This window comes from Massilia sp. 05N420, assembly GCF_056397205.1.
Map to the genome: position 1 here is coordinate 1 of NZ_JBFTMX010000264.1, position 373 is coordinate 373.

The following is a 373-nucleotide window of genomic DNA, read 5'->3' on the forward strand; positions in this document are numbered from 1 at the left end:
TCTTGTCGTCAGAATCCACGACGAAAACCGCCAAGAGGCTCGCGGATTCCGTCTCACTGGCATTCTCACTAATCGAGTGACTTGAACCTGGCTCTTCGTAGAAGCTTTCGCCAGTTTTATAGACCTTGGTCTCTCCATCGTTCACTTTGCTCCGGATCGATCCGGACAAGACGTGAGCGAAGATGAATGCCGACTTGGCGTGGTGATGCGCCGGGGACTTTCCACCCGGTTCGTAAGTGACAACCGCGGCGATCATGCTCTTACCCGGGACATTAGGAAGTTCATGCTGGAAAACGGGTTGCACATGCTCGCCGACATCGTGCGCGCGCGTGACCAACGCCGAAAATTGGAGACAGGTCGCGGCTACCAAACA

The 373-nt window shown here is 55.0% G+C and carries 1 protein-coding gene; it reads right to left on the reverse strand.

Annotated features, from left to right (window positions below):
• Positions 1 to 256: cupin domain-containing protein (locus AC1DIX_RS28260; protein WP_477328685.1), on the reverse strand; the 256-nt coding region annotated here is incomplete at its 3' end.
• Between the last annotated feature and the right edge of the window lie 117 nt (positions 257 to 373).